This window comes from Rhizobium sp. Leaf311 (assembly GCF_001423445.1).
In the GTDB taxonomy this organism is placed as follows: domain Bacteria; phylum Pseudomonadota; class Alphaproteobacteria; order Rhizobiales; family Rhizobiaceae; genus Agrobacterium.
In genome coordinates this window covers 1-290 of the sequence record NZ_LMNZ01000005.1, presented here as the reverse complement: position 1 = coordinate 290, position 290 = coordinate 1, and the positions used below count along the sequence as shown (strand labels likewise).

The window sequence follows — 290 nt, the reverse complement described above, 5'->3', positions numbered from 1 at the left end:
CAAGCGCCTTGGTATACTCTACCTGACCACCTGTGTCGGTTTCGGGTACGGTCTATACGGTGGGGCTATTTCCTGGAACCATTTCGAAGCCATCCCAATCCGATAAGGGATGACAACACACATGATCCGTCACACACCACCAGGCCCACGAATATTAACGTGGTTCCCATCGACTACCCCCTTCGGGCTCGTCTTAGGGGCCGGCTCACCCTGCGCGGATTAGCCTTGCGCAGGAACCCTTGGTCTTTCGGCGAGAGGGCATCTCACCCTCTTTATCGCTACTCATGTCT

The 290-nt window shown here is 55.5% G+C and carries 1 rRNA gene (running past one end of the window); it reads right to left on the bottom strand.

Features of this window, described 5'->3' with window-relative positions:
- Window positions 1-290, bottom strand: a 23S ribosomal RNA gene (locus ASF69_RS10455) (its annotated part extends 741 nt beyond the left edge of the window); the annotation flags it as partial.